Here is a 20,367-nt window from a genome sequence, read left to right as displayed (position 1 = left end):
GTGACCTCCCGCGCTTTTGATTCAGGATTTAGGATCAATTATCTTGTGCGCAGTGGGTAAGAGCAAAGCGGCAATAAGTGCCTTAAACGCATCCCCAGGGAGGAAAGGAAGGATACCCCCAAGCCAAGCCTTTTCGAGGCCGAGAAAGCGGGATAACACTAATGCTCCCAACCCCAAAATGATAACTTCCCCAATAGCGAACATGGCGATTACCCGTGTGATCGAGCGATCCCACCCCTTTTCGGCTAAGTGACCGACCACATAGGCGGCGAGAATAAAGCCCAAAAGGTAGCCACCAGTTGGGCCAAACACATGATTCCAGCCGCTGGCCCCACCCGCAAAAAAGGGTAACCCTAGACTCCCTGCAAGCAAATAAAGTCCGAGGCTGAGCGCGGCTCGTGAACTACCCATGGTTGCGCCAACTAAAAACACCCCCAGAGTTTGACCAGTGATAGGAACCGGGGTGAAAGGTAAAGGAATGCGGATCTGGGCAAGCCCTGCCACGAGAAGGCTTCCGGCAGCAACCAATAAAACATTAGGCAATCCACTTGAACGGAGCCCAATACGAGCAGTTAGCATTAGCGCTAGGGGACGATTCATACCTCTCACCTCATTTATATGTTTAGGATGGTTATCTCAGGAGAATTAACACGCAAAGGGTTTGAGGGGTGCGTAATAGACATGGTTTTATAATCATACCAATATGAGGCATGAAGTCCGGCGCTTGCTCGATTGGGTTCATTTGCAAAGAGGGGGTTTCTTCCTGGTACTTGCCACGGGGATGGCCCTAGGGGGCTTAATTGTTTTGCAGGCTTATACGCTAGCTTACATCTTGAATGCTGCTTTTATCCATCACCACTTTCGTGCAGACCTTTATCCTTGGCTCGGTATATTATTAGGGGTGATTACCGCCCGGGCGGTAGCAACGTGGGTAAACGAAGTGGCAGCCCAACGTTTAGCCGTCCGAATAAAAGCCCAATTGCGTGGTGAGTTACTGCGCGCCCTTCTGTATGCCGGACCCGCTTATCTGAAGACTCAACCCGCAGGTGACTTGACAGCGACGCTGATGCAGGGGGTTGAATCATTAGAGCCTTTCTTTGCCTACTATCTGCCCCAGATTGTGTTAGCTGCTGGGGTGCCTATGTTGATATTAGCCGTAGTGTTTCCGTTGGACTGGTTAACCGGAATCATCTTTTTATTCACTGCGCCCTTAGTTCCTTTGTTTATGATCCTGATTGGTCGCATGGCGGAACGGGTAACTCGTCGTCAATGGCGAGCGCTACAACGTCTGAATGACTATATTTTGGACACAATACAGGGACTGGTCAGCCTTAAAGCCATGGGACGCACCCGGGAACGTGAAGTGCGCTTAGGGCGAGTGAGTGACGCTTATTACGCTACTACCCTGTCGGTCTTACGGGTTACATTTCTTTCTGCCTTGGCGATGGAATTGATCAGCACGATCAGCACGGCTTTGGTAGCGGTAGAAATTGGATTGCGCCTTCTTTACGGGCGTTTGGATTTTCTTCAGGCCTTCTTTACCCTCTTAATTGCCCCTGAGTTCTATTTGCCCCTGCGGATGCTGGGCCAGCGTTTCCATGCCGCAATATCGGGAATTAACGCGGCGCAATCCATTTTCTCTCTGCTGGACGAGGCTGCAGAAAAATCAACATTCTCTCGCCTCGTCTTAGAGGTTAAGTCTCAAACGCCATCCGTTACGCTGAAGACGCCACCTCAGCGTATTCGTTTTGAAAGCGTGAGTTTTGCTTATCCGGGGCGGCCTGAGTTGACTCTGCAAGAGGTTGGGTTTGTGATTCACCGTGGTCAAAAGGTAGCCCTGATCGGTCCAAGTGGTGCGGGTAAAACCACCCTGGCGTATCTACTGCTGGGCTTTCTTCAGCCAACACAGGGACAAGTCTGGGTGGATGACGTGCCACTGTCGCAGATTCTATTTGCCGAATGGCGGCGCTGGATAGCCTGGGTACCTCAAATGCCCTATCTTTTCAATGCCAGCCTGGCCTGGAATGTTCGTATGTCGCGTCCAATGGCTTCAGAAAATGCTTTTCGCGAGGCTATTCGCCAGGCTGGCCTGGAAGAGATAGGTGCACGGTATCCTCAAGAGTGGGAAAGGGAGATTGGTGAATGGGGAAGGGCCATCAGTGGCGGCGAGGCCCAGCGGGTTGCCCTGGCTCGTGCCTTCCTAAAAGATGCCCCAATTTTGGTTATGGATGAGCCTACAGCTCATCTCGATCCGGATCTGGAGGTTTATTTAGAGCAGCATCTTCGTGCGTTATGGGAGGAACGCACCTGTCTCATTATTGCACACCGCTTGAGCACTATTCAAAATGCTGATTGGGTATTGGTGTTGGATCATGGATGTATTCGGGTTCAGGGTAAGCCGTCGGATCTGCTTGGTCGCCTTACCCCATATATGACCCGCTGGACTATGGGGGGAGAACCATGATGGTCATAGGAAGGTTAGTGCGTTTTTTGAAGCCCTTTATTGTCCAGGCCGGAGTCTCTATCATTCTTGGGGTTGCAGCCATTGCGACCAGTGTTGGCCTGCTGGGCACAGCGGCGTATCTGATCGCTCAGGCAGCTCTGCATCCCTCTATCGCGGAATTGCATATTGCCATTGTGGGAGTACGATTCTTTGGCCTGGCACGCAGTATTATTCGCTACCTGGAACGCTGGGTGTCTCATGGGGTCAACTTGCGTCTGCTAGGGCAATTACAACGATGGCTTTATCGCACCCTGGTGCCCTTACTACCAGCGCGGCAAACGCTTCTCCCTAGCGGTGATGTCCTTCATCGTTCGATCGCGGATTTGGAAAATTTGGAGAATTTTTACGTTCGTTTTATTTCTCCCTCCCTGGTCATGATGGTCACTACGATAGGGATGATCTGGTTCAGCGGTTTACTGTCACCGGCTTTTTGGCCGTGGGTGGCAGTAGGATTGGTTGGGGCGGGGGGGTTAACGCCGTTGCTGGTTTATGCTTTTCAGAATAAGCCCACGCTGCGACAAGTTGAGACGGGTGCCGCTCTCAATACTCGGATCGTGGAATTTATCCAGGGCATGGAGGATTACCTGCTCTACGGACAAGAAGATTTTATCCTTGCCCAAATTGAGCGTCTTGAGTCAACGTATCATCACCTTCAACTACGTCGTGCTCATTACCGTGGGTTGGGCGATGGATTAAGCCTGGCGTGGATAGGGATGACCGTGTGGTTAGTCCTTTGGTTGGGGATTGATCCTGTAGCCCGAGGACAGTTTAGCGGGGTGTTGCTGGTTGTATTGGTGGCGGTTATCCTCGCAAGCAGTGAAGCCGTAAGCGCCGTTTTGCAAGGGGCACAGAATTTACCGTTGGCTATGCATTCTGCTCGGCGGTTATTGGAATTGGAAGGGATGGCTTCACGAGTCGCGGTGGGGGGAGAGGTTAAGGATAAATCTTTTGTGAGGCGGCCGGATATCCTGGTGCGTGATCTTTCTTTCCGGTATGCACCGGATATGCCTCTTGTCCTGGATCGGATAAACCTCTCCATACCTTTTGGCTATCATATTGGATTGTTGGGACCAAGCGGAGCAGGAAAATCCACCTTAATCCAATTATTGCTTCGTTTTTGGGCGGTAGAGCAGGGCGAAATATACCTTGGGGGAGTGCCACTAGCCAACTGGGATGAAGATACCCTGCACCAGACGTTCATGGTGCTTGAACAGCGGCCATACATTTTCAGTGAAACTTTACGTGGTAATTTGTCTCTTGGGGCGCCGCAGGCGGATGAGTCTCAGTTATGGTGGGCGCTGGAGCAGGTGGAATTGGCGGATTGGGCGCGTCGTTTACCCGAAAGATTGAATACATGGGTGGGAAACCTGGGTCTGCAATTGAGCGGTGGAGAACGTCAGCGCTTGGCGTTGGCGCGGGTGTTCCTTAGTCAGGCCCCGGTGATTATTCTGGATGAACCAACCGTCCATCTGGATTGGACCCAAGCCTTGCGAATTACTGGGCGTTTCATGGCTTGGGCTGAAAAACGAACGCTGATCTGGATTACTCATCTTCCCCATGGGTTAGACTGGCTGGATGAGATTGTGGTCTTGCACCAAGGACAAATTGTGGAACAAGGCACCCCCCACGACTTAGAGCGAGGTCGTGGGTTCTATACGCGGATGCTGAACTTAGCGCGCCGTTACGCGAATGGTTTCGCCGCTTAATCGGGCTCCGTTTCTGAACCGAGTTACTGGTTCAGGTTGGTCATCATGGTCATGCGCAGTGCAAGGCGATTGATCTCCCGCAGTGCGCTCAGGAATTCCGGTGGCTGATTTTGTTTCTCGGATTGGGCGATGAGGCCGCCCACGAGTTGTAGAAAATCCGCTGTGACCAGGTCCGATTTTTCTTGCATTCTCTTTTGGCGTTCCTCATAAGAAGAGAGGCTAAGCAGTTCTTCGAGGAAGGCAACTTCAGGTGGGGGAGTGCTCAGTTTTTCTAGGTGAGCACGAATGCGTTGCAAGCGAGAAATGCGATCCAGGTCCGCGTTTTTGCGGGCTTGTTCTAATTCTTCGTCGAGGGCTTTGAAGAAAAACTCGTCAATCGTTTCTAAATTTTCTTCAACGGCTTGTTCGATATTTGGGGCTGTGGCAATTTGCTGCACTAATTGACGGCTTTGCTTGTAATGGCGTTGAATCTGTTCATCCACCTGGCGTGCATACTCCAGAAGTTTAGCCCGTAAGTTTTCAAGTCGGGCTTTCTCGGCGCTGTCTTGAGTCGCCTCAATCTGCCCTGAAAGGACCTGGAAGAATTCATAATCCAGACCGTTGCGCACCAACCCTACCAGGGCAGTGAGTGCAGCTTCGCTCTTGGCTTCGAGCATTAGATCTAAAAGTTTTTCGCGCGTTAGGCCTTGGCGGCTGGCCTGCTGCAGTTTTTGCAGGAGATCCTGAACTTCCTGAGTCTGGTTTTTAATCTCCTGTCCTGCTTTTGTGTTATTAAGAGCTTCCTGTTGAAGGGCCGCCAGAACACGCGCGGTTCGCTCGTCGCCCTGGGCGAGCATGGCCTCAGTGATTTGTGACAGCATAAGGAAAAAGTCGGCATCAATGAGGCCTTCTTCCTGTTGCATGACCGATTTACGTTCTTCAGGGTCTACGATACCCAGCAAGCGTCTGATTAATTCAAAGCGTTTTTGTTGGTTTTCTAACACCTCTCGAGTGTACCCATCGGCCTCAAGAATCCGTTCAATCAAGGTTTGAAAGGTAAGCATTGTTTGAGGACGGAGCAGATAGGCTTTGCGCTTTTCAAGGGGCAGGCGATTCGTGATCTGGTTGATTAGAGGCCCGATAAGTCGTTCTTGATCATTAACCGAGAGTCCTAAGTCTGGTGGGAAATAGGTGAGCAGGAGTTCTTTATCGGGGTCATGATAGACCAGAGGGGCACTAACCATACCCTCAAACCCACAGGTGGGGCAGTGAATGACGTTGATCTGTCCGTTGAGCAAGCGCTGTTTGACCGAGGGGTCAACCGAGACATCCAGTAGTTGCTCTAAATCGGCGATTACCGGTGATTTGCAGCGGGGGCAAGAGGTTTGTACTTTGGGCATAAGGAAGTTCACCCTTTCTGGGCGGAATTAACGAACGCATTATACCATTTTGAAAGAGCGAGGGGGAAAAATTTAAATTATTCTCCTTCTTACTTACTTATTGGGGCTGACGGGGAAGTGAGAAGCAAAAACGGGCGCCTTGTTCCGCACCGGAATCCACCCAAATTTTACCCCCGTGGGCTTCGATGATGGCACGGCTCAGGTAAAGACCCAACCCGGCGCCCTTGGTATGGCGCATCACTTCAGGCGAACGATAGAAACGATCAAAAATGTGGGGACAATCTGAGGGGGCGATGCCCGGCCCCTGGTCACTTACACAGACGATAACCGTATCCGGGCGCACCTGGCCTGAGATGCGAATTTCTCCCTGGGGGGCGTACTTTATTGCGTTGGAAATAAGATTGGTGAGAACCTGCTGCAAACGGTCTTCATCGGCCAATATGACCGGAAAGTCCGGGGGAAAATCCACGATAATGGTATGGCGATTGGTCTGCGTGGACATGCGCTGTGCCACCCGTGATGCCAATTCGGGGAGCCAAACATCGGCGCGCTTGAGGGTAAGACCGCCCGCCTGCAAGCGCGAAGCATCCAAAAGATTTTCTATCAGCGCCCCCAGGCGATCCGCTTCTTCCTCAATGACGGCCAGGCTTTCTTGAACAATTTCGGGATCCCATTGCGCATCTTCGCGGCGCAGGGTGCTGACGTAGCCCTTGATCAGAGCCAGGGGGGTTTTGAGCTCGTGGCTAATAATAGAAATGAAGGTGCTTTTTAGTTCATCGGCTTCGCGGAAGCGGGTAATATCGCGCACAATAGCAATGATGTTGAGCAATTTGCCTTCACTCAGTAACGGGGCATAGGTAATCCCAACCGGTACAGTATTGCGCGGCCCCTGGCATTTGAGATCGCCCTCAACGTAGAGATAGGAATTGGGGGCCAAAGGCCACCCGCCCGCCACGGCCTGTTCTAGCGTCATTTCTTTCGGGGGTGTGCTCCAATGCACGATTGCCTCATGCGTGTTACCTTGGATTTTCTCGCGGGGTAGGCCTACCAGGCGAGCAAAGGCCGGATTACAGCGCTCGATCTTCAGATCGGGGTTGAGGATCAGCACACCATCCGCTACAGCATCGAGGAGGCCATCCAGTCGTTGTTTGCTCCGGGCTAATTGGGTATAAAGTTGCGCATTTGAAACGGCAATGGCAGCTTGATCGGCGAATGCCATCAGTAAGCCCCGGTCGTTGCTAGAAAAGGCGGCTGGGTAAGAACGAAAGATAAAAATGACCCCCAAAACGCGATTGCGGGCGATAAGTGGCAAGACAACCCCATGTAGTAATCCTAGACTGGTTGTAAGGGCGAGTTCGCGCAAGCGGCGATCAATTTCGAGTAGTTCGAAGTAGTCGGGATCAGGCGAATCGGTGATATCGTGTAAATAGGGGGCTAGAAATCTGACGAAGGCCTGAGGGATACCTTGGGCAACCGCAACTTTCCAAGTGCCATCTTCCTCGCGTAAGGCGATCAAGCCAGCCTGCCCGGCTAACATCTCAATTGAGATACGCAAGATACGCCCTAACAACGCATCTAAGTCCAATTCCTGGGTGAGGGCGCGCGTGATCTCAAGTAAGTAATCTCGCTGACGGATACGGAAATCGGGGAGCATGAAGCTCATGGATGAGCGCCTCCGGGGTGCGAAACCGGGTGAGGATAAAGTTCATCTTCGGCCTGTTCGATGGCGGCCTCAAAAATTTCTAATCCTTCGTCTATTTCGTCATAGGTGATACACAGCGGTGGTGAGATGCGGATCACATTGGTGCTACATCCGAGAACGATTAGGCCCTTTTCGAAGCAAAGTTCTACAACACGATCACGAAGCTTCTCCGCGGGTTCCTTGGTGCTTCGGTCTTGCACAAATTCGACGCCAATCATCAGGCCTAGCCCGCGGACATCGCCAATTGAAGGATGGCGTTCCATGATCTCACACAAACGCTGAAGGGCATATGGGCCGACAGTAGCTGCATTTTGCATGTAGCCGTTTTCAATCAATTGGAGGGTGGCTAGAGCCGCAGCGCAGGAAAGTGGGTTCCCTCCGTAAGTGTTACCATGACTGCCTTTTGGCCACGTTACCAGATGTTTGCGTGCCGCCATCACACCCAAGGGCATACCCGAGGCGATGCCTTTGGCGATGCAAATCATATCCGGCTCAACGCCAAAATGCTGGATTCCCCACCATTTACCCGTGCGCCCAACACCACTTTGCACTTCGTCAACAATTAGAAGGATACCGTACCGATCACAGAGATCTCTGAGGGCCGGGAAAAAGCCGGGTGCGGGGACAACGTAACCACCTTCACCAAGCACCGGTTCGACGATGATGCCCGCAACGGCGTCTGGGGGAACGAGTTTGGCAAACACCTCTTGCTCAAGGTAACGCACAACGGTTTGACCGTAGGGTTCACCAGGCAGGGATTGTAATACCGGACGGTAGGGATTGGGATAAGGGATGTGGGTAACCCCGGGCATGAGGGGCAAAAACCCACGGTGATAGGATGATTTGCTGGCCGTGAAAGCCAATGAGCCCATAGTGCGCCCATGAAATCCGCCGAGAAAACCAATGAATTCAGTGCGCCCGGTATAATAACGGGCCAGTTTGATCGCGGTTTCAACGGCACCAGTGCCGGAATTGGTCATAAAACAAACAGCATCTTCGTCAAAGGGGACGATGCGATTAATGTACTCGGCAAGTTCTATCCATTTGGGGTGGTAAAAATCAGAGGAAATATGGATGAATTTCCCGGCCTGTTCCTGGATGGCTTTCACGACTTGAGGGTGGCTGTGCCCGGTGGAAACCACAGCAATTCCGGCGGCAAAATCAAGAAAGCGATTGCCATCTACGTCCCAGACTTCTACGCCACGGCCATGATCCATAACAAAGGGGTGACTGCGGGGATAGGAAGGGGAGATGACAGCATGATCCCGAGCAATATAGTGATGGGCTTGGGGGCTGGGTAAAGAGGTAGATGCCATAGAGATTCCTCCTGGGAATAAGTGAAGAGATGACCTTGCATAAAGGGGGTGTTTTGTAAAAGGACGATTGCAATCTTTTTTATATGTTAATTGAATCGCCCTTTGCCTCCATGCAATACACGTAGATCAGCAAGAAGACGTTAACGGGTCTCTGTAGCAGCCAAAGGATGTTAATTACATTTGCTTCACTCATTATAGCACGGGAAAATTAGCGGTTTGTATTGGAGTATTGTGATAATTATCACAAATAGTGGTATAATAAATTCGGCTGTTCGTACCAAAAGTTTTCGTTGACGCCCAAACAAAAGACGGTTATAAATAAGAGGTATGGGCAAGTTAACGGCTCGTCCCTGGCACTCCTGGCAACGGCGTATGAGGCTGGCACTGCGATGGCTTACGCCAGGGATTGGCGTTAAGCGTTGGTTGTTGGTTCTACTTATTGGAACCACGTTTTTAGGTACGGGGGTCACGCTTTCTCTGCTCGATATTTATCGCGGGGCACCCGATACTCCCTGGCTACCGTGGCTTTCTATTCTTGCCCTCCGTTTTATTGACCGCCCTCTACGTATTGCCATTTTCGCCAGTATTGGGATGGGGCTTATCCTCTGGGGAGGCTGGGGGCTTAGCCGTTCACTCTTGCGGCCATTTTTGCGCCCTGGTAAACCTATTGTGGAAACAGTGACGGATTACCGCCGTCGGGAACGCGGACCGCGCATTGTGGCTATTGGCGGAGGAACGGGGCTCTCCACGTTGTTACGTGGTTTGAAGGCTTATACCCATAATTTGACCGCCATTGTGACAGTGGCCGATGATGGCGGCTCATCGGGTGAGTTGCGGCGTCATATGGGCGTACTGCCTCCCGGAGATATTCGTAACTGTTTGGCAGCCCTCTCGGATGATGAGGAACTGATTACACAGTTGTTTCGCTATCGCTTTCCGGCTGGGGCGGGGTTAAATGGACACAACCTAGGTAACCTTTTGATCACCGCCTTAGCCGATATCACCGGTTCGTTTGAGGAAGCCATCGCCGAGTCGGGACGAGTTTTGGCAGTACGGGGACGTGTTCTCCCCTCAACCTTGCATGACGTCCGTTTGGTGGCGGAGGTAAGAAAGCCGGAAGATGGGCGCACCCTCCGTGTAAAGGGCGAGAGTAATATCCCGAAAGTGGGCGGGCAGGTCGAACGGGTGTGGCTGGAACCCAATGCACCGTTAGGTTATCCCCCCGCGGTGCAGGCCATTCTTAACGCCGATCTGATTTTGATCGGGCCGGGCTCACTTTTCACGAGCATTTTACCTAATTTGCTGGTACCCGACATTGCTGCGGCCTTGAAATCCAGTCGGGCGTTGAAGTTCTATATTTGTAACGTAGCAACCCAGCGTGGAGAGACGGATACGTTTACCTGCGCGGATCATATCAGAGCCATCGAGCGCCATCTGGGAGAGCCGATTTTTGATTTGATCGTGTGTAATAACCGCTCCCCCAAGAATCTGCCCGAAGGGGTGCGGGCGGTTTTGCCCTCGCCTGAATTGGAAGAACGTTATGCTATCTACTGTGCGGATTTGGTGGATGATGAGCAACCTTGGCGACACGATGCGGCACGGTTGGCTCAGGTGGTGATGGATCTGTACTACGAGCGCACCGGACCGCTCTCTGGACGTGAAGATACCCTTCCCCGTGAAGGTGTGCTTAGCACCTATGCGGAAAAGGGGAGGAATTGAACCAACCATTCTAACGATCCTAAATCTTGTGGAGGTGCACAATGGCAGTCAAAGTTGGTATCAATGGTTTTGGCCGTATTGGCCGCTTGGTTCTCAAGGCCATCCTTGAGCGTTACCCCAATGACCTGGAAGTCGTAGCGGTCAATGATCTGTTTGATGCGAAGCAGAATGCGCATCTATTCAAGTTTGACTCCACCTACGGAATTTACCCGGGTAGCGTGGAGGTGGTCGATGGGGATATTGTCATTGACGGGCGGCGTATCAAGGTGTTTGCCGAGAAAGATCCGGGCAACCTGCCATGGAAGGATCTGGGTGTAGACATTGTGATCGAGTCCACGGGTGTCTTCACCGATGCTTTGGGCGATCCGGCAAAAGGCAAGCCCGGTGCTCGCGTTCACATTGATAAGGGCGGTGCGAAGAAGGTCATCATCAGCGCGCCGGCAAAGAACGAGGATATTACAATTGTCCTCGGCGTCAACGAAAATATGTATGACCCCGCAAAACATCATGTAGTGTCCAATGCCTCCTGCACCACCAACTGCTTGGCGCCGGCGGCAAAGGTGGTCCATGATCACTTCAAGATCCTTAATGCGGTGATGGTGACCATTCACTCGTATACGAACGATCAGGTGATCTTGGATCAGGGGCACAAGAAAGAAATGCGCCGCTCGCGCTCAGCTGGCCTCAACATTATCCCCACGACCACTGGCGCGGCTAAAGCAGTGGCGTTGGTCATCCCTGATTTGAAGGGCAAATTTGACGGTTACGCCCTGCGCGTGCCTACCCCCACGGTTTCAATCGTGGACTTTGTTGCAACGGTGGAAAAGCCCACCACCAAGGAAGAACTTAATCAGGTCTTCATTGATGCGGCGAATGGTCCACTCAAGGGCATCCTGGGTGTCACCAATGGTGGCTATAATGAGCCGTTGGTTTCGATGGACTTCAAAGGTGACTCTCGCTCTTCCATTATTGACTTGCCCTCGAACATGGTCATGGGTGGTAATTTGGTCAAAGTGGTGGCCTGGTACGATAACGAGTGGGGTTACTCCTGCCGCACCGCTGACCTGGCCGCGTTAATGGCAAAATCGTTATAGTCGAACGGCGCTCTTAAAACTCAGGTCATGCGCGACCTTAGAAATACCTCGGGGTTGCGCATGACCATCTTCTAAATGTGGGAGGGAATCATGTTCAACAAGAAGACAATTCGAGATGTTGATGTTAAGGGCAAACGCGTGTTCGTGCGTGTAGATTTCAACGTTCCCATTAAAGACGGTGTGGTTGGGGATGATACGCGTATTCGTGCAGCATTGCCGACCATTCAGTATCTATTAGATCAAGGCGCGGCGGTCATACTTGCTTCCCATTTGGGTCGTCCCAAAGGAGGCCCGGATCCTAAATACTCCCTTAAACCGGTGGCGGATTATCTGGCTAATCTGCTGGGGAAGCCGGTGAAATTTGCAGAAGATTGTATTGGGCCGGTAGCTGAGGAAGCCGCTAAAGCCCTTAAACCAGGGGAAGTCCTCTTGTTGGAGAACACCCGTTTCCATCCCGAGGAAGAAAAGAATGATCCTGAGATGGCGAAAGACCTGGCTGCGTTGGCGGACATTTATGTGAACGATGCCTTTGGCTCCGCTCATCGCGCTCACGCTTCCACCGAAGGAATTGCACATTACCTGCCTGCGGTGGCGGGCTTCCTGATGGAGAAAGAAATCAAATACCTGGGTGAGGCGATTGAAAATCCCAAGCGCCCCTTTGTAGCGATCTTAGGTGGCGCCAAGATCAGCGACAAAATCGGTGTAATCCGCAATCTCTTGAAGAAAGCGGATGCCATTTTGATCGGCGGTGGGATGGCGAATACGTTCTTCAAAGCCAAGGGTATCCCCATGGGTGATTCGTTGGTTGAGGATGAGGCACTCGAAACCGCCAAGTCCTTGCTGGCGGAGGGCGGTGAGCGCTTGCATTTGCCGGTAGATGTAGTGATCGCAGATCGCTTTGACGCCGAAGCAGAGTCGAAGGTGATGCCGGTTGGGCCGGTGCCGGAAGGCTGGCGGGTATTGGATATTGGGCCGCAAACCGTGGAGGCGTATAGCAAAGTGATTGCAGGAGCTGGCACGGTGGTATGGAACGGCCCGATGGGTGTTTTTGAGTTTCCGAAGTTTGCTCAGGGCACATTCGGCATTGCGCGCGCTGTGGCAGAAAGTGGCGCGGTGAGCATCATCGGCGGTGGCGAGTCGGTGCAGGCTATCAACCAGTCGGGTTTGGCTGACAAGATCACCCATATCTCAACTGGTGGTGGTGCATCTCTGGAGATGTTGGAGGGTTTGGTACTGCCCGGTGTTGCTGCACTATTAGATAAATAAGTATGTACACCGATCAGCCCCGGACAAATTCTCGGGGCTGATTCTTTATCAGAGCGCGGTTCACCACGCTTGAGTTCGAGATGTTCCTAGACGAATTGAGGTTCTTCTAGTAAAATTGGTTTTCGAAAGTTATACTGATGGAGGATGGGCTTTGGCTAACATCAAGTCTCAAATCAAACGCAATCGGCAGAATGAAAAGCGACGCTTGCGCAACCGGGTTTATCGTGGGTCAGCGCGCACGTTTATTCGCAAGGCCAACGCGGCGATTGAAAGCGGTAATCTCGATGAAGCCCGTGTGGCTGTGCTTCGCGCTCAAAAAGCGCTGGATAAAGCGGCTGAGAAAGGGGTTATTCATAAAAACAATGCCGCGCGCCGGAAAAGCCGCTTGATGAAACGCTTTGCCGCTTTGCTTAACAAAGCGGTCTAATTAAAGCAATTCTTTTTATCCTCTATTCGCCTCGAGGTGAGCGGGAGCATTGGTCTCCCGCTTATTTATGTTCCTACCGACTTATCTAAGAATCGGCGATAAAGGCCTATGATATAATCGGCTTGCCTTTCGACAAGACAAAAGTGTATTTATATAATCCTGAATACCGAGGCATCGGCCACATGTTTGAACGTGAACAATACTTAGTTGAAGAAAAAATTCGTCAGTATTGCGCTCAAAATGGGTTGCCTGAACCCCAAATTCAATGGAAGTGGATCCCCTTTGCCGGCCATTGGGGTATTTCAACCTCTTTTTTTCAGTTAGCGGCTCAGGAAGCCCGTCAGGGAAAAGCGGTCAAGGTCAATCAGCGGGCACAGGAACTCGCCTCGGCAATCGCTACGTTTCTAGGTGAGATAGAAGGCTTTTCTCAGATCGAGGCAATTAATGGTTACCTGAACCTCCACTTTTCACCTGACCGCTATGCCCAAAGAGTGGTAGATATTGTTCTGGAGCAGGGGCGAACGTTCGGGCGGGCGGCTTCACGAGGCGAAAAGGTGATGGTGGAATTTTCACAGCCCAACACTCACAAGGCTTTTCACGTTGGTCACCTAAGGAATGTTATTCTTGGTACAGCGATCTCAAATATCTTGGAATTCGCGGGTTATGACGTTATACGAGCCAATTACATCGGGGATATTGGCCTTCATGTCATCAAGTGGTTATGGAATTATATGACCTATCATGCTGGTGAGGAACCCGGTGAAGATAAGACGCGTTGGATGGGAGATCTTTACGCTGAAGCGGATCGGCGCTATGAAGAAGATCCTTCGGTAGAACCGCAAGTACGTGCCCTTTTTGCGCGCTGGCATCAACGTGATCCCGAAATCTTAGCTTTGTGGCAAAAGACACGCCAGTGGTCATTGGAAGGGTTTGACCAGATCTATGCCTTGTTGGGAGTTCATTTTGATCGTGTCTATTTTGAAAGCGAAGTCGAAGAACCCGGTATTAGATGGGTGGAAGAGTTAATCCGGCGGGGTATTGCGCGCGATGAACGGCCTGAGGGTCCGGTGGTTGTTCCTCTGGATGAACTTTTGGGCACCCAAGACAAATATCGCACCTTGGTTGTTTTGCGTTCGGATGGGACATCACTTTACGCCACTAAAGATTTGGCCTTGGCGATTCTAAAATTCCAGGAATATGATTTGGCGCGCTCCATTTATGTTGTGGATGTACGTCAGACCCTTTACCTGCAACAGATTTTTAAAACGTTAGAGTTAATGGGATATGAGTGGGCAAGCCGGTGTTACCATTTGGCCTACGAAATTGTCAACCTGCCCGGCAATGTAACAATGTCTTCACGTGAGGGAACGGTGGTGCTATTGGAAGATCTTGTTCGTGAGGCAACACGGCGAGCCCTCGACATCGTGCAGGTAAAGAATCCGGAGTTACCCGTCGAGAAACAACAGGCGATCGCCCATGCAGTGGCCTTGGGCGCGATTAAGTATTCCATGCTCTCACGGGATAATACCAAAATCGTGACGTTTGACTGGGAAAGCGCGCTGGATATCAATGGACAGGCAGCGCCTTACATTCAATATGCCTATGTTCGAGCCGGAAGTATCCTGCGCAAGGTAAACTTTGAGGTACCGCCCTCTACCCTTCCGTCTCATGAATTAACCACCCCAGAGATTGAGTTGGTAGATTTGATTTCGCGTTTACCGGGTGAGATTCAACGTGCGGCGGCAGAATTTCGTCCGTTGCTTATCGCTAATCTTATATATGAAATGGCGCGCGTATTCAATGATTTTTACACCCAATGCCCGGTCTTACAAGCCGAGCCGGAGGTTCGTTCATTCCGGCTCCGTTTGGTAGCGGCCGCTCGCCAGGCACTGGAAGTGGGTCTGGCTTTGCTTGGGATTAGCGCCCCCGAGGCGATGTAATCCGGTTTCCAATTCCAACACCCAGGAGGATGTAATAACCTATGGCCATTCGAACAATCATCATGGGTGCCGCAGGTCGCGATTTTCATAACTTCAATGTTTTCTTCCGCAATAACCCAGACTATCAAGTGGTGGCATTTACGGCAACCCAGATACCCAACATCGAGGGGCGGCGTTACCCACCCCAGTTAGCCGGTCCTTTGTATCCTGAGGGTATCCCAATTTACCCTGAAAGCGATCTAGAGCATCTGATCAAGACCCTGGCGGTAGATCAGGTCGTATTTGCGTACAGCGATGTGTCTCATGAATATGTGATGCATAAGGCCTCTTTGGTTATGGCTGCCGGTGCGGATTTCCGCTTAATGGGCCCTAGGAGCACCCAATTGAAATCCACCAAGCCGGTGGTTGCAGTGTGTGCAGTTCGAACCGGCTCCGGGAAGAGCCAAACCAGCCGCCGGGTGGCAAAAATCCTGCGCGGCATGGGTTTCCGAGTAGCGGCTATCCGTCACCCCATGCCTTATGGGGATCTGGTGCGCCAAGAGGCTCAGCGTTTTGCCAGTTATGAGGATTTGGATCGCTACGAATGCACGATTGAGGAACGCGAAGAGTATGAGCCCCACCTGGACAATGGGGTCATCGTCTACGCTGGTGTGGATTATGAAAAAATCCTGCACCAGGCTGAAGCCGAAGTGGACGTGATTTTGTGGGATGGCGGTAATAATGACTTTTCGTTTTACCAGGAAGATCTGCGCATCGTGGTGGCTGATCCTCACCGCCCTGGGCATGAGTACCGTTACCATCCTGGTGAAACCAATGTGCGGCGGGCAGATGTATTTGTCATTAACAAAGTGGACACAGCTAATCCTGAGGCCGTGATGCAGGTTCGCGAAAGCCTGCAAGCCTTAAACCCGCAAGCCATTATTATTGAAGCCGCTTCCCCTATTTTTATGGATGATCCGCAAGCCATTCGGGGTAAGCGCGTTTTGGTCATTGAGGATGGGCCAACCCTGACCCATGGTGAGATGGCTTATGGCGCAGGGTGGGTAGCAGCGCGCCGCTTTGGGGCGGCTGAGATAGTGGATCCGCGCCCCTATGCGGTCGGGTCCATTGCCGAGACCTACCGCAAATATACGCAAACGGGCCCCATCCTTCCGGCTATGGGCTACGGCGAAGTTCAAATGCAGGAGTTGGAAGAGACCATAAACCGCGCTGAAGTAGACCTGGTGATCTCTGCAACGCCTATAGACATTACCCGGGTGATAAAAATCAACAAGCCGGTTCAGCGGGTACGCTATGAACTTCAAGAAATCGGACAGCCAACCCTTGAAGACATTCTGAAGGCAAAACTGGGTAAATAAGTTCGTCGGGGGGGTGAGAAAGGATTACCTTTCTCACCCCTCATTTGGGATGGTGGGGTATGTTTATTGACGAGGCCAGGATTTACGTTCGTTCCGGCAAAGGTGGGGATGGTATTGTGCACTTCCATCGTGAGAAGTACGTGGCCCGTGGCGGCCCGGATGGGGGTGACGGTGGGCGAGGGGGGGATGTTATCCTTGAGGTTTCGCCTTTCTTAAACACCCTGGTCAAGTTTCGCTACCAACGCCGTTTTATTGCGCCGGATGGTGAACGGGGAGGCCCCAATAATATGACCGGGCGTTCCGGAGAAGACCTGATCATCCCGGTTCCGCCAGGGACGGTCGTTTATGATGATGACACCGGGGAGTTGCTGGGGGATTTAACCGCGCCCGGACAACGTTTGGTGGTATGTCGCGGAGGGCGTGGGGGGCGTGGTAACGCTCGTTTTGCAACTCCCCGCAATCAGGCCCCGCGAATTGCGGAAAAAGGGGAACCTGGACAGGAACGTAACCTGCGCCTGGAACTAAAATTAATCGCCGATGTAGGAATTGTGGGTGTACCTAATGCCGGAAAATCCAGTTTTCTCGCCGCAGTAACCAACGCCAAACCCAAAATTGCGGATTACCCCTTTACCACGCTTGAACCCAACCTTGGGGTGGCCGATCTCGATGCCAACACATCGCTGGTTCTGGCGGATATTCCGGGGTTGGTCGAAGGGGCACATCGGGGGGTGGGGTTGGGGGATGCCTTTCTACGTCATATCCAACGCACCAAAGTGCTGATTCACTTGCTGGATGGACTTTCGCCCGACCCGGTGGCGGATTATGCCCAAATTAATAGCGAATTGGCGCTGTTTGACCCCGAATTGACGCGCAAGCCCATGATTGTGGCTTTGAATAAGATTGATCTCCCTGAGGTTCAGGAGCGGTGGCCGCAAATTCAACGCGCGCTCAAAGAACACGGTGTTGAGGCTACGGCAATTTCCGCTTTACGTAAAATCGGCTTACAACCCATTTTATGGCAGTGTGCTGAACTGGTGAAACAAGCCCCGACAGTACCGGTGAAGGAAGAGCTTCCGGTGTATCGCCCTGCCGCCGATCCACGTGCTTTCCAGGTCATCCGTTTACCGGATGGGAGTTTCAAGGTGACCGGCGAAGCCGTAGAGCGCGCCGCAGCCATGACCTATTGGGAATATGAGGAATCGGTGCGCCGTTTCCAGAAACTCATGGAGGCCTTAGGCGTGGATGAGGCGTTACGGCAGGCCGGGGTTCAAAACGGGGATACTGTCTTCATTGGCGATCATTTTGAACTTGAGTGGCAAGAATGAGCCGGTTAGGAATTTTCGGGGGCACGTTTGATCCTCCTCACGTGGGACATCTCATTCTCGCCTCTGAGGCGGCCGATCAATTGCATTTAGATCGGGTGTTGTGGGTGCTAACACCCGATCCGCCACATAAGCGTGGACAACCTATAACGCCCCTTGCTATCCGGCTGGAAATGGTTGTGGCGGCGATTCAGGATGACCCCTCGTTTGAACTTTCGCGAGTTGAGATTGACCGCCCTGGACCGCATTATGCCGTGGATACCCTTCGCGTTTTACGCAACCTCTATCCTGAGGATACGCTGATTTATCTGATTGGTGGAGATTCGCTACGCGATTTACCGACCTGGCATCAACCTTTGGAGTTTCTCAGGACTTGTGATGGCTTAGGGGTCATGCGGCGACCTGGCGATGCGGTGGATCTTTCTTACCTTGAAGCCGTTTTACCGGGTCTGGAGCATAAGGTAATGTTTGTAGATGCCCCCTTGTTGGAGATTTCGTCCTCCCAGATTCGCCAACGCGTAGCAGGAAGTAAGGCTTATCGCTATTACCTCCCGCCGCAAGTTTATGCGCTGGTGGAAAAATATCGGCTGTATCGTGCTACTTAATTTTCAATTCAAGTGAGCCGACTCCCATCTGAATCTCAATCAGAAGCCGTGCTCCACTGCCGCTTTTTTCATAAACGCCATCACGGATGCTCCATGTACCTCGTGGCGTGATGTTGCTTAACCCTCCGGTAATTTCAACCCGGGCCGGGGTTTCCTCAGGGATAATCAGCACAACCTGCGAGACGCCGGATTTGATCTGCACCTTGGTGTCCTGGCTTAAATCTCCTGAGAAATCAAGCGTATATGCGCCGGTTCCTCCCTCGAAGACAATTTCAGCGGCCTTGGTATGGCCTAAACCCAACAATTCGACCTTGGACGCGCCGGTGCGGTAGCGCAATTGTTCCATCGGCAAGGGATTAGGGGTATTGAAGATGACCCGCGCTTCACTTGCCCCATCTGAGATTTGTAATCGTGTCAGAGGAACACCGCTCAAATCAAGTTCTCCCTTATAGGCACCGGCATTGATGCTCAAATCAAGGGGATAGTTCCCTAATTTCAGATTCCATTCGTTGATAGTGTCTTTTGGAAAGGCAAGTTGACCCTCGGTTTGACGTTGGGTCAGGGTGAGGGCATTTTCACCGCGCAGGATTTGGGGTTCCCACTCGGGGACGTTGTAGCGAATACTGCCCTCAATCAAACCCTCAGCGCCGGCTTGAAGTTTCAACTCGCCCATACCCATTTCTAGACGAAGGCGAATGGGCTGAGTTGTTCCTGCAGGTAGGGGCTCATCAATGGTTATGACCTTGGGCGTGGTGACTTGCATGGTGGGCACACGTAGATTAGGCAAATCTACAGTAATGGAGCAGGCTAATGAGGTGACGAGTAACAGGCCTGTTAAGAGTACAAGCGAGCGGGTAAACATCCATGTAGTGTGTCTCATGGTTCACTCCTTAGGGGGGGTTTCTTCTTCGGGGGTTGTTGGTGAAGGGCGAATGTCTTCAAGAGCGGTCGAAGAGAGAGAAGTTGGCGGGGCAGTGCGGAAGACCTGCGTGCCAAAACGGCTTAGCAGTACGGCGCCCAATCCCCAACAACCGATGAGGAAACTAAGTAAACCACCCAGGCAGAAGACAAATCCTAACAAATACAACACAAGCCCTAGCACCAGTGTGCCGATCCCGGCCGCCAGAGGCGGACTCCAAATGCTTTTGAAGAGTTCGGCCAAGCGGTTGCCGATTTCATACCCTACCGCGACCCATCCTAAAAGTAGTGCCAGGGCAAGAATGACGATCCCGACGAGCGCTACAGGGATGAGGATGATAGTAATGAACAGAACAAGAATCATTGCCGGCATAACCAGCAGGGTTAGCAATCCCAATCCACCGCTCAGAAATGGCTCATGTACCAGTGTTTGGCTGATGCGGTCTAGAGGGGTAGGAAGGAGGAGGGCAATTAATAGGGCTAAGATAGCAACCGCCAGTGTGCGCAGGAGATCGAGGAACGTGCGTTGGAGGAAATTGAATGGCTCAGAAGGAAGGTTAATCCACGGTTGCCAGCGGAAGGCTGGCGTACGCCAGAAATTCCCGGTAGGGGTGAAGGTATCCAGTGTGCCCATTAGGTTGGCTTTTTCAAGCCCCGAAATAGACGAGGCAACGGCATGGATATCGCCGCGGATGATGGCCCCCTCTTCAAGTTCGATGGTCGCTCCAATGGCGTTGATACTGGCGACGACCTCACCAGCCAGTTTCAGGCTTCCTCCTAGCAGGTCAATATCGCCGTTGACTGTGGCTCCCTTTTGGATGTCGGCCAACCCGCCAATGACGACGAGATCGCCCTCTAACGTTTCACCACTGCGAAGCGTGAACGTTTCTCCAACAACGAGGCGATCTCCGCTGTAGGATTGGGGCATGGAAGATGAAGGCGGAAACGCCAAAGCAGGTTGCCACATCCCTAATAGCAGGATCAGGCTGATAAGCGACGCAAGCCATACTTCGCTGGTTTTTGCTTTCATGATGATTTAACTCCTCGAGAGGTGAATTTGATTAAAGCGTATAACCAGGTACCAAGTGGGAGAATAGTCCACGCATAAAGGA

General features: G+C 52.0%; 16 protein-coding genes. 10 read left to right on the top strand and 6 right to left on the bottom strand.

Going from position 1 to position 20,367, the window contains the following annotated elements; all coding sequences use genetic code 11:
• Positions 1–21: 21 nt before the first annotated feature.
• The gene (locus AC01YT_RS01100) at positions 22–600 is read right to left on the bottom strand and encodes a biotin transporter BioY (RefSeq protein WP_476672305.1); all 579 of its coding nucleotides are present in this window, start codon (positions 598–600) and stop codon (positions 22–24) included.
• Positions 601–703: 103 nt separating this feature from the next.
• On the opposite strand from AC01YT_RS01100, the gene cydD reads away from it, so the two are divergent.
• On the top strand, positions 704–2,464 hold the full coding sequence (cydD, locus tag AC01YT_RS01095) for a thiol reductant ABC exporter subunit CydD (protein ID WP_476672303.1): 1,761 nt from the start codon (positions 704–706) through the stop codon (positions 2,462–2,464).
• Positions 2,461–4,209 carry a thiol reductant ABC exporter subunit CydC gene (gene cydC, locus AC01YT_RS01090; RefSeq protein ID WP_476672302.1) on the top strand — a complete coding sequence of 583 codons (1,749 nt, stop codon included), beginning with the start codon at positions 2,461–2,463 and terminating at the stop codon, positions 4,207–4,209. The genes cydD and cydC overlap by 4 nt, the downstream gene beginning before the upstream one ends.
• Positions 4,210–4,232: 23 nt before the next feature.
• Here the strand turns inward: cydC and AC01YT_RS01085 are convergent, their stop codons facing one another.
• From AC01YT_RS01085 to AC01YT_RS01075, 3 genes are all read right to left on the bottom strand, one after another.
• The gene (locus AC01YT_RS01085; protein ID WP_476672300.1) at positions 4,233–5,588 is read right to left on the bottom strand and encodes a CpXC domain-containing protein; all 1,356 of its coding nucleotides are present in this window, start codon (positions 5,586–5,588) and stop codon (positions 4,233–4,235) included.
• A 97-nt stretch (positions 5,589–5,685) separates the two neighbouring features.
• Positions 5,686–7,251: a sensor histidine kinase gene (locus tag AC01YT_RS01080; protein WP_476672298.1), complete on the bottom strand. Its 1,566-nt coding sequence runs from the start codon at positions 7,249–7,251 to the stop codon at positions 5,686–5,688.
• On the bottom strand, positions 7,248–8,606 hold the full coding sequence (locus tag AC01YT_RS01075) for an acetyl ornithine aminotransferase family protein (protein ID WP_476672297.1): 1,359 nt from the start codon (positions 8,604–8,606) through the stop codon (positions 7,248–7,250). The genes AC01YT_RS01080 and AC01YT_RS01075 overlap by 4 nt, the downstream gene beginning before the upstream one ends.
• A gap of 327 nt (positions 8,607–8,933) precedes the next feature.
• Here AC01YT_RS01075 and AC01YT_RS01070 point away from each other — a divergent pair, with 327 nt between their 5' ends.
• From AC01YT_RS01070 to nadD, 8 genes are all read left to right on the top strand, one after another.
• Positions 8,934–10,325, top strand: coding sequence for a gluconeogenesis factor YvcK family protein (locus AC01YT_RS01070; protein WP_476672296.1), 1,392 nt, complete (start codon positions 8,934–8,936; stop codon positions 10,323–10,325).
• Positions 10,326–10,366: 41 nt separating this feature from the next.
• Positions 10,367–11,419, top strand: coding sequence for a type I glyceraldehyde-3-phosphate dehydrogenase (gene gap / locus AC01YT_RS01065; RefSeq protein ID WP_315624060.1), 1,053 nt, complete (start codon positions 10,367–10,369; stop codon positions 11,417–11,419).
• Positions 11,420–11,509: 90 nt separating this feature from the next.
• Positions 11,510–12,685, top strand: coding sequence for a phosphoglycerate kinase (locus AC01YT_RS01060; protein WP_476672295.1), 1,176 nt, complete (start codon positions 11,510–11,512; stop codon positions 12,683–12,685).
• A 151-nt stretch (positions 12,686–12,836) separates the two neighbouring features.
• Positions 12,837–13,112 carry a 30S ribosomal protein S20 gene (gene rpsT, locus AC01YT_RS01055; RefSeq protein WP_476672293.1) on the top strand — a complete coding sequence of 92 codons (276 nt, stop codon included), beginning with the start codon at positions 12,837–12,839 and terminating at the stop codon, positions 13,110–13,112.
• Positions 13,113–13,294: 182 nt separating this feature from the next.
• The gene (gene argS / locus AC01YT_RS01050; RefSeq protein ID WP_476672291.1) at positions 13,295–15,052 is read left to right on the top strand and encodes an arginine--tRNA ligase; all 1,758 of its coding nucleotides are present in this window, start codon (positions 13,295–13,297) and stop codon (positions 15,050–15,052) included.
• A 41-nt stretch (positions 15,053–15,093) separates the two neighbouring features.
• The gene (locus AC01YT_RS01045; RefSeq protein WP_476672290.1) at positions 15,094–16,410 is read left to right on the top strand and encodes a cyclic 2,3-diphosphoglycerate synthase; all 1,317 of its coding nucleotides are present in this window, start codon (positions 15,094–15,096) and stop codon (positions 16,408–16,410) included.
• Between the two features lie 59 nt (positions 16,411–16,469).
• On the top strand, positions 16,470–17,735 hold the full coding sequence (gene obgE, locus AC01YT_RS01040; protein WP_476672288.1) for a GTPase ObgE: 1,266 nt from the start codon (positions 16,470–16,472) through the stop codon (positions 17,733–17,735).
• Positions 17,732–18,337, top strand: coding sequence for a nicotinate-nucleotide adenylyltransferase (gene nadD, locus AC01YT_RS01035; RefSeq protein ID WP_476672287.1), 606 nt, complete (start codon positions 17,732–17,734; stop codon positions 18,335–18,337). The genes obgE and nadD overlap by 4 nt, the downstream gene beginning before the upstream one ends.
• Here the strand turns inward: nadD and AC01YT_RS01030 are convergent.
• Positions 18,330–19,217: a toast rack family protein gene (locus tag AC01YT_RS01030; RefSeq protein ID WP_476672285.1), complete on the bottom strand. Its 888-nt coding sequence runs from the start codon at positions 19,215–19,217 to the stop codon at positions 18,330–18,332. The genes nadD and AC01YT_RS01030 overlap by 8 nt on opposite strands.
• 3 nt (positions 19,218–19,220) lie before the next feature.
• Positions 19,221–20,285, bottom strand: coding sequence for a DUF8173 domain-containing protein (locus AC01YT_RS01025; protein ID WP_476672284.1), 1,065 nt, complete (start codon positions 20,283–20,285; stop codon positions 19,221–19,223).
• Between the last annotated feature and the right edge of the window lie 82 nt (positions 20,286–20,367).

The sequence above is a fragment of the Thermanaerothrix sp. genome (assembly GCF_056331585.1).
The sequence above is the reverse complement of the archived record's forward strand: the minus strand, read 5'-3'. Positions and strand labels throughout refer to the sequence as shown.